This is a genomic window from Bacillus cereus group sp. N12, assembly GCF_016483575.1.
GTDB classification, from domain to species: Bacteria; Bacillota; Bacilli; order Bacillales; family Bacillaceae_G; genus Bacillus_A; species Bacillus_A toyonensis.
The window spans coordinates 1-8,939 of the sequence record NZ_JAEHBO010000126.1; the positions used below are offsets into that span (position 1 = coordinate 1).

The window sequence follows — 8,939 nt, forward strand, 5'->3', positions numbered from 1 at the left end:
TCGGATTTGTTCCGTTTTACAGTTAAGCATAGTTTGTTCTTCGTTATTATTGTTGGTATTATGACGTATGTACAGGCTTATTATTTAACTTGGATGATTCCGTAAGCGGAAAATAAATAACCTTTGCATTTTTCAGATTATCGTGTATGATGGGAAAGTATTGAAAATTAAATCAGTGATAAACTAGGGGTGCCTAACGTATGCGTAGGCTGAGAGAGAAGCGTGTGAACTTCTTAACCCTTTGGACCTGATCTGGCTCGTACCAGCGTAGGGAAGTTAACGGCTTTACATAATGATGTCTTTTATGAGCCAGGTCCTTATTTTTTTATGGACCTGGCTCTTTTTGTTTTGGCATACGCTGGCCATATCTCGTCCTTGTCACGTACAGGGGGGCAACAAAGGTTATGAAACAATCTGTTTCAGCTGAGCAAATTGAATTGAAATCGAGTTTACCAGGAAGTAAGAAAGTGTATGTAGATGGACCACGGGAAGGTATGAAAGTACCGATGCGTGAGATTGCACAAAGCGATACGAATGGTGTCCAAAATCCGCCTATCCGTGTGTATGATACGAGTGGACCTTATACAGATCCTGAGTATAAAGTGGAGCTGGAAAAGGGATTGCAGGCGCCGCGTCATTCTTGGATCATGGAGCGCGGGGATGTAGAGGCATACGAAGGGCGTGAAGTAAAACCAGAGGATGACGGTGTGAAAGTGGCTTCGAAACATACACCTATTTTCCCGCAAATGGATCGTAAGCCGCTTAGAGCGAAGGAAGGTGCAAATGTTACGCAAATGCACTATGCGCGTAATGGCATTATTACGTCTGAGATGGAGTATGTTGCGATTCGTGAAGGAGTGGAGCCTGAGTTTGTTCGTAAGGAAATTGCAGAAGGTCGTGCGATTTTACCAGCGAATATTAACCATCCGGAAGCAGAACCGATGATTATCGGACGTAACTTTCATGTGAAGGTAAATGCAAATATCGGAAACTCTGCTGTATCTTCTTCTATTGCAGAAGAAGTAGAGAAGATGACATGGGCAACGCGCTGGGGTGCAGATACGATTATGGATTTATCTACAGGTAAAAATATTCATACGACGCGTGAATGGATTATACGTAATGCTCCTGTACCGGTTGGAACTGTACCTATTTATCAAGCACTTGAGAAAGTAAACGGAATTGCAGAAGATCTAACGTGGGAAGTGTACCGTGATACGTTAATTGAGCAAGCGGAGCAAGGCGTTGATTACTTTACGATTCACGCTGGTGTATTACTTCGTTATATTCCAATTACTGCAAAACGTACGACAGGTATCGTTTCACGCGGTGGTTCGATTATGGCACAGTGGTGTTTATTCCATCATAAAGAAAACTTCCTATATACTCATTTTGAAGAGATTTGTGAAATTATGAAGCAGTACGATGTTTCATTCTCGCTTGGAGATGGATTACGTCCAGGTTCGATTGCAGATGCAAATGACGAAGCGCAGTTCTCGGAGCTTGAAACACTTGGTGAATTGACGAAAATCGCTTGGAAACATGATGTGCAAGTTATGATTGAAGGACCTGGACATGTACCGATGCACTTAATTAAAGAAAATATGGAGAAAGAACTTGATATTTGTCAGGGCGCGCCATTTTATACACTTGGGCCGCTAACGACAGATATTGCACCAGGATATGACCATATTACATCCGCAATTGGAGCAGCAATGATCGGCTGGTTTGGAACGGCGATGCTTTGTTATGTAACGCCGAAAGAACATTTAGGTTTACCAAATAAAGATGATGTTCGAGAAGGGGTTATAACGTATAAAATTGCAGCACATGCGGCTGATCTTGCGAAAGGGCATAAAACGGCTCATCAGCGTGATGACGCACTTTCAAAAGCACGTTTCGAATTTCGTTGGCGCGATCAATTTAATTTGTCTTTAGATCCTGAACGTGCGATGGAGTATCACGATGAAACGTTACCAGCAGAAGGAGCGAAAACAGCTCATTTTTGTTCAATGTGTGGACCGAAGTTTTGTAGTATGAGAATTTCACATGATATTCGTGAATATGCGAAAGAAAATGACTTAGAAACGACAGAAGCAATTGAAAAAGGAATGAAAGAGAAGGCGAAAGAATTTAAAGATACTGGTAGTCATTTATACCAATAACACGTTACACCTCTTTACTTGATTGATCACACTGTAGTACCTAACTTAATTATAGAAAAAGCCCCCTTTGCTAAGACGGTAGCAAAGGGGGCTTCTGTTTTCTTTATAAGGCAAAGAAGAGGTGTACCCAGTAGTATAAGAGGAATAATGTGACGACTGTTGTGAGAGGAATAACGATGAGAGATACGCTTAAATAATCTTTCCATTTTACTTTAATTTTGTTTTGTTTCAGAATATACATCCAGATGAGGGAAGCTAGTGTACCGATTGGTAATAATAGTGAACCGATGTCACTACCAATAATGTTTGCGAGGTAGATTGTTTTTAATGTGACTGGATCTAGCCCCATTTCTGTTAATGTGATTGTACCAATCATAAGTGCAGGGTGGTTATTGAAGACGTTAGAGAGGATGGATACAAGTCCGCCCATGGCAAAGCTAGCATAGAGTAAATGCTGACTTACAAGTGGCTCGAGCCATTGCACAAGTGCGGCTGTTAATCCTGCGTTGTGAAGCCCGTAAATAATGACGTACATAGAGAAGGCGAAGATTAAAATGTGCCACGGTGTCTTTTTCAAAATATCGACAGGGTTTGTTCGTAAGTAGTACCATCTCCAGATAAGAAGAACGAGGGAACCTAGCACCGCAACGATTTCGATTGGGATAGATAAGAAGGATGCAACGAACAGAAGACAGCGCATAAGGAAGACAAAACCTAATACTTTTAACATGAATTTTGTACGTTTTTGTTTCGTATCAACAGAATTGTTTCCTTTTAATGGATGGAAATTTTTCGTGAAGAAAATTTCTTCAATATCATATGAAGAAACCGGTAATTTCTCTGGTAATTTTTTCTTTAAAACAGTATACATGAGCCATGACATAAACAATAATCCTAAGGTTGCAGGTACAAACATCATCGCTGTGTGCATATAGAGAGTCATATTAACGATGTTTAATGCGATTAAGTTTACGATATTACTTACACCGATTGGTGCACTAGATGCAGTGGCGATTAAAGCACCGCTTAATAAATAAGGAATTTGTTGATGAGGCTTTAATTGAAGATTTTTCAGAAGAAGGATTAAAATTGGGGTTGTAATCAAAATACTACCGTCATTATTAAATAAAAGAGTCATAAGAAAGCATAGTAATTGAATGTACCAGTATAGGCGGCGTCCAGAACCTTTCGCTAAATTTGCGAGTTTTGCTGCAGCCCAATGGAAGAAGCCGAAGCTTTCTAATATAACTGCCATAACGATGGTCGCCAATATCGTTATGGAAGCGCCTCCGATTTTACTTATAATGTCCATGACATCTGGCTTTGATACAAGTCCAGTAATGAGGATAATACCAGCGCCAATTGCTGCTGGCCATGCCTCATTTAAGCCACGAGGTCGCCAAAAAATAACAACCATCGTTAAGAAGAATACAATAATAGTAATCCATATCTCAATGCTCATAGTTAGCCTACCTTTCTATTTTCCCTTGAACGGATGTAGCTTGTCTCAAGTTTATATAGCAGTATATTCACAAAAAAATGATAGGAACTAGGCATTTAATTGAATCTAGTGAATATGTGTATTTGATGATAGGAGGCAAATGTAGATAGTAGTGAAATAACTATCGAGAGAGGGGCCTAATACTTAGGGACATTATATATGATAATGCCCCATTTCCAGCTTATATGTTTATTTTTCCTTTAAAAAAGTTCGATCCTTCAAGAATAAATTCCAGAAGAAAATGAATCCGGGTAGTAAAATTGCAATCCCGATTGCGTAGAGGATAAGTAGCGCATAGAATGTTTCGACCGTCGTAAAGCTTGTAAATACAGTTACGTCCGGGTAAATGATATACGGTAAATGAGCGACGCCGTAAGCGTAGCTTGCAAATGCATATTGAGCGACGACAGCTAAAACTGCAATGCGAGGAAATCCTAGTGTGCTATATTTCTTATTTGTCCACCAAAGGGAGGAATAGCCGATAACAAATAAAATGATAGAGACTGTAAACCATGGGAATTGCTTTATTAATCCTTGCATTAGCCAGTGTGTTTGTGGGTCCATTACAACGAGAGCTATAATTGCCGTAACGAGCGTTGCAGGACCAAGTATGATGGCATTTCTTCTATAAATTCTATATGCATCTTCTGAACCTTGCTCTCTCGCAAAATCAGCGAGAAAGAGAGAAGATAGAAACAGTTCCGAAGTTAGTCCGAATAGCATATAACAATAAATAACAGGACTAGAAAGAAGTTTTCCGTAAAGGAGTACTTCTTTTCCTTCAGCCATTGTAATGTAGGCACCCTCTGTAACAGGTAAAACGGTAATTAATAGGGCTGGAATTAAGAGCCCTGTAATACCTGAAATAATCCGAAGAAGATGTTGGTACTTCGGCAGAGAGTAAGCAAATACCATAAATGTACTACGAATTGCAACGAGTACTAGAATTAGCATGACTGGTACGAACATAACGGTTGCAAGGGTAAAGGCTGCTTTCGGAAAGAAACCAAGGAAAGCGACAACGACAAAGACAAGAAACGTATTTGTTACTTCCCAAGTTGGTGATAAGTATCGATTAGCAAGCTTGGCAGCAAGTGTTGGATGTTTCGCATATACCATGCCCCAAAAACCCGCTCCAAAATCAATGGACCCTAATATACTGTATACGAAAATAAGAGCCCATAAGATGATGATTGCTATGCTTTCCTCATGCACGAGAACCGCCTCCTTGGTGATGTAAATCATTCTTTAGCGGATGTCTCTTAAAGAATGTCCGTAGTACAAAGACTGTTAAAATACCGAGTCCGATATATAAAATAATGAATAGAATAAATAAAGGACCGACGAAATCAGCGCGTGTAGAAGCATCGACTGTACGCTGCATACCATAAATTGTCCACGGCTGACGACCGCTACAGCTGAAAATCCATCCGAATTCAATACCGAGCATCATAACTGGTCCACATGCGGCAGCTCCCCAAAGAAGCCACTTTGGTAACTCGGCTCCTTTTTTTCGGTAAACGAAGTACCAATATAAGAGAGCGATTGCTGCAACTGCAAAGGTAAAGGCAGCGGTGCCGACCATTAAGTTGAACAGCGTATGTGTGTAAAATGGTGGCCATGTTTCTTGTGGGAATTCCTTTAAACCTTTTACGACGGTGCTAGGGTCTAGTCCCACTAATAGGCTAAGCATGTTCGGAATTTCCAGCGCATAGTTTAGTTCAAGTGTGTTAGGATCCACAACCCCGCCAATTGATAAGGGAGCATGTGATGTCGTTTCAAATAAAGCTTCAGCAGATGCAAGTTTTTCAGGTGAATGCTTATGTAAGGCGATTGCTGATTCGTGCCCCGAAAGCCACATCGTAGCACCTGTAATAAATGTCACGACGAGTCCTAACAGTAGTCCCTTTTTATGATAAGCGACTTCACGCTCACTTACATTCTTCTTTAATAATTTAAATCCAGCGATAGAGGCAATGACGGCTGCTCCAGTCGCATAGGCTGTAATAACGACGTGGAATGCGCTTGTGCCAAAGCTCGGATTAAAGAAAGCTTTCCACGGATCAACGTTAAAAACCGATCCATCTGGCCCCATGGAAAAGCCTGCGGGTGTATTCATCCATGTATTTGCTGATGTAATAAGCACGGCGGATGCCGTGGCACCAATCATGACGAAAAAGAGTGAGATTAATCTCATGAATGGAGGTAATTTATCAGCTGCATATACATAAATAGACATGAATAAAGCTTCTAAAAAGAAGGCGAAAATCTCAATTTGAAAGGGAACAGAAATAACTTGCCCAACAATTTTGGCGAAACCAGGCCAAAGAAGTGAGATTTGTACACCAACAATTGTTCCAGTTGGAATTGCTACACCGAGAAGAATAGCAAAAGCCTTTGTCCATCTTTTTGCCATAATGGCATAGTCGGAATCTTTCTTCCAGTGATAGAGTATCTCACTTATAAAAATCATCAAAGATAGCCCGACTCCAAGTGTTGCAAAGATAATGTGGAATGCTAATGAAGAACCAAAAAACGCTCTTGCTAATGTTACGGTATCCATATATATACTCCTCTTCTTTTTTGCCATTATTTTCTGATTGAATTGGAAGATTTATTCAATAAACTGCCAAAAATATATATGTATTTAAAAAGTGAATATGGTAATATGATGTTTGAATATTATAAATAGAAAGAAATTAACGTTTAATAATATTTTGTTTGTTTTTTATCTAGGAATATTTTATAATCTTTTATGCGAACATAAGTTCTGTTTTGTAGTTGAAGAAGTTTATGTGAAATGGAGAGGGTGTTTTATGTATCCTGAAGTCATTAAAAAGATGGCGTTTTCAAAAGAGCATAGAGATTTATTATTGAAGTTGTATAATAAAGAAATTACACGTCGTGAATATGACCGACTTGTGGAATCACTATATAGACCTTCTAAAGAGGTTTGTGAGGGGTAGAAATGCGGGAGACAATCTATTAGATTGTCTTTTTTAATTTACGTATGTTCTGGTAAAATTAAGGTTAGCCTTATTAGGGAGGTGAAAAGATTGCGGAAACGTTTATATATAGGGATTGGAGTTATTCTCTTAATCGCCTTAGGTGGAATTGTATTTTGGTCAGCCTTACAAGGAAACCGTACGGAACATTTTATTTTAAGACATATGGTGAATGAAAATGGGACACTTGCCACCTATCGTTTAGAAGATACAAAGGCAGGTACTGGGGAAGCGAAAGGCCGTGAAGCTTTATCAGAATCGGCAGGGCTATGGCTACAATATACATTGGATAAAGATGATCAAGCGTTATTTGATGAACAAGTAAAGGTCGTTCAAAATAACTTTGTACATAAGGATCGTATCGTTTTATGGAAAGTCTCTGAAAAGGGAGAAATGCAATCAGCTACAAATGCACTTATAGATGATCTTCGTATTATAGAACAATTATATCGTGCTTATGAAATGTATAAGGAAGATCGTTATAAAAATCTTGCAGATCAATTGAGTGATGCTGTACTTCGTTACAATAAGAAAGATAATTATTACGTTGATTATTATGACGCGGATGCAGGGAAGCAAAGTGGTTTTGCAACAACATCATACATAAATCCGCATGCATTCTCGTACATGAAAAAGTATGGAAAAGTTTCTGCTGAGCAGTATCAAGAAGTGGTTCAATTTCTAGCGGATTATCCAAGGCATGGCTGGGCATTCCCGAAAGAGTATAAGGAAGATGGTACATTTACGTACGATAAAGAAGTGAATCTTATTGACCAATCATACGTTGCTTACCATCGTAGTTTAGGTGGTCTTTCATCAGCTGCTTATTTGGAATTTATAAAGAAGAAGTTCCAGAAGGACGGAAAGTTATACGGCCGTTATAATTTAGAAACGGGAAAACAAACTGTGGATTATGAATCACCAGCTGCTTACGGATTAACGATTTTGTACGTACTACAAACAGGTGATACAAAGTTTGCGACGGAATTGTATGAACATATGGCCACATTCCGAAATGATAATGTATTTAGTAGATATTACGGTGGGTACGTAACAGGCGAAAATAATAATACGCATATTTTTGATAATGTACTACCACTTTTAGCTGAAATGGAATTAGAGAAGAGTAAGAAATAGAAGGTGCCATCCTATGGGGGTGGCACCTTCTATTTGTGTCGTTATTTGTTGATAAATCAATATTTCTTGGCGAAACGTCGATATATTTGAAGTTATGATCGATATAATTTTATGACCTAATATTGGAGAAGTAGTCAATCACGAATTCACGGAATTTCTGAGCAGTTTTCGATAAGTAGCGTTTCTTCGACCAACTTAAGCCAATGGTTCGTTCGCAATTAGGTTCAATAATACGTAATTTATTTAATGATAAAGTAGAGTTTTTTAATAAAGTTAAACTTGGAACAAAAGCGATGCCGAGGCCTTGCTTAATGAGGTCGCTAATCACTGTTGGTTCATCTACTTCAAAAGCGATATGTGGAGTGAAACCAGCTTCTTTACAAAATTCATCTGTTAAGTGTCGAAATCCATAACCAGTGTTCATACTAATAAACGGTTCGTCCTTTACTTCATGAAGATAGATACTTTCACGTCCTGATAAACGGTGGCCTGAAGGGACGACTAAGAAAATTTCTTCTGTAATAAGTGGTTCCCAAATAATCTCCTCGCCTTCAATTGGCACAGAAGAAATGCAAAAGTCAATTTCTATATTATCTAGTTGTCGTTTCATAGAAGGAGTAGATGCGAGAAACTGTTGGAATCTAACATTAGGATGTTCTAGTAAAAAAGAACCGAGTAGTTCTGGTAATATTCTTGGAATAGAAACGGCCAGCGTAATAGAGCTTTGTTGTAAGTTAGCTAAATCTTTAATTTCTCGTTCGCCTTCACTTAATTCATGAAAAATGCGCTCTACTCGTTTTAAGAATACTTTCCCGAAAGAGTTTAATGTAATTTGTCGACCTTGGCGATCAAATAACGGAACGCCTAAGTCTTTTTCTAGTCTAGCAATTGTTTTGCTGAGCGAAGGCTGTGCGATATGCAATTCTTCAGCGGCTTTTGTCATATGTTCTAATCGTGCAACTGTTTGAAAGTATTTTAGTTGAAGAAGTTCCATTTTGACTCTCCTTTCTATAGACCAAAAGGAATGGATTGATAATTAAAGATGTATTATACAGTATGAAAATGGACGTGTATAGTAAATCTGTTAAACCATTCTAATGGTGTTAAATTCGGAGAAGGAGTATGTTTCAT

The 8,939-nt window shown here is 38.8% G+C and carries 8 protein-coding genes and 1 riboswitch; of the genes, 4 read left to right on the plus strand and 4 right to left on the minus strand.

Features of this window, described 5'->3' with window-relative positions; translation table 11 throughout:
* Positions 1-105: L-lactate permease (locus JDS92_RS28485; RefSeq protein WP_199632930.1), on the plus strand; the 105-nt coding region annotated here is incomplete at its 5' end.
* 70 nt (positions 106-175) lie between these two features.
* Positions 176-291: riboswitch (TPP riboswitch) on the plus strand.
* Between the two features lie 113 nt (positions 292-404).
* Positions 405-2,165, plus strand: coding sequence for a phosphomethylpyrimidine synthase ThiC (thiC, locus tag JDS92_RS28490; protein ID WP_199632931.1), 1,761 nt, complete (start codon positions 405-407; stop codon positions 2,163-2,165).
* Positions 2,166-2,268: 103 nt separating this feature from the next.
* Here thiC and JDS92_RS28495 read toward each other — a convergent pair whose 3' ends face one another.
* The 3 genes from JDS92_RS28495 to cydA all read right to left on the minus strand — a co-directional run bounded on the left by JDS92_RS28495 (position 2,269) and on the right by cydA (position 6,229).
* Positions 2,269-3,627, minus strand: a complete 1,359-nt coding sequence (locus JDS92_RS28495) for an arsenic transporter (protein WP_087970389.1) — start codon at positions 3,625-3,627, stop codon at positions 2,269-2,271.
* 228 nt (positions 3,628-3,855) lie between these two features.
* Entirely contained in the window at positions 3,856-4,881 is a 1,026-nt protein-coding gene (locus tag JDS92_RS28500; protein ID WP_000544171.1) for a cytochrome d ubiquinol oxidase subunit II, read from the minus strand.
* A complete protein-coding gene (gene cydA, locus JDS92_RS28505; RefSeq protein ID WP_087970391.1) occupies positions 4,874-6,229 on the minus strand; it encodes a cytochrome ubiquinol oxidase subunit I in 1,356 nt (451 codons plus the stop codon). The genes JDS92_RS28500 and cydA overlap by 8 nt, the downstream gene beginning before the upstream one ends.
* A gap of 253 nt (positions 6,230-6,482) precedes the next feature.
* Between cydA and JDS92_RS28510 the strand changes: the two genes are divergently transcribed.
* Positions 6,483-6,632, plus strand: a complete 150-nt coding sequence (locus tag JDS92_RS28510; protein ID WP_000283176.1) for a hypothetical protein — start codon at positions 6,483-6,485, stop codon at positions 6,630-6,632.
* 90 nt (positions 6,633-6,722) lie between these two features.
* The gene (locus JDS92_RS28515; RefSeq protein WP_199632932.1) at positions 6,723-7,808 is read left to right on the plus strand and encodes a transcriptional regulator; all 1,086 of its coding nucleotides are present in this window, start codon (positions 6,723-6,725) and stop codon (positions 7,806-7,808) included.
* 109 nt (positions 7,809-7,917) lie between these two features.
* Here the strand turns inward: JDS92_RS28515 and JDS92_RS28520 are convergent, their stop codons facing one another.
* A complete protein-coding gene (locus tag JDS92_RS28520; protein ID WP_199632933.1) occupies positions 7,918-8,802 on the minus strand; it encodes a LysR family transcriptional regulator in 885 nt (294 codons plus the stop codon).
* Between the last annotated feature and the right edge of the window lie 137 nt (positions 8,803-8,939).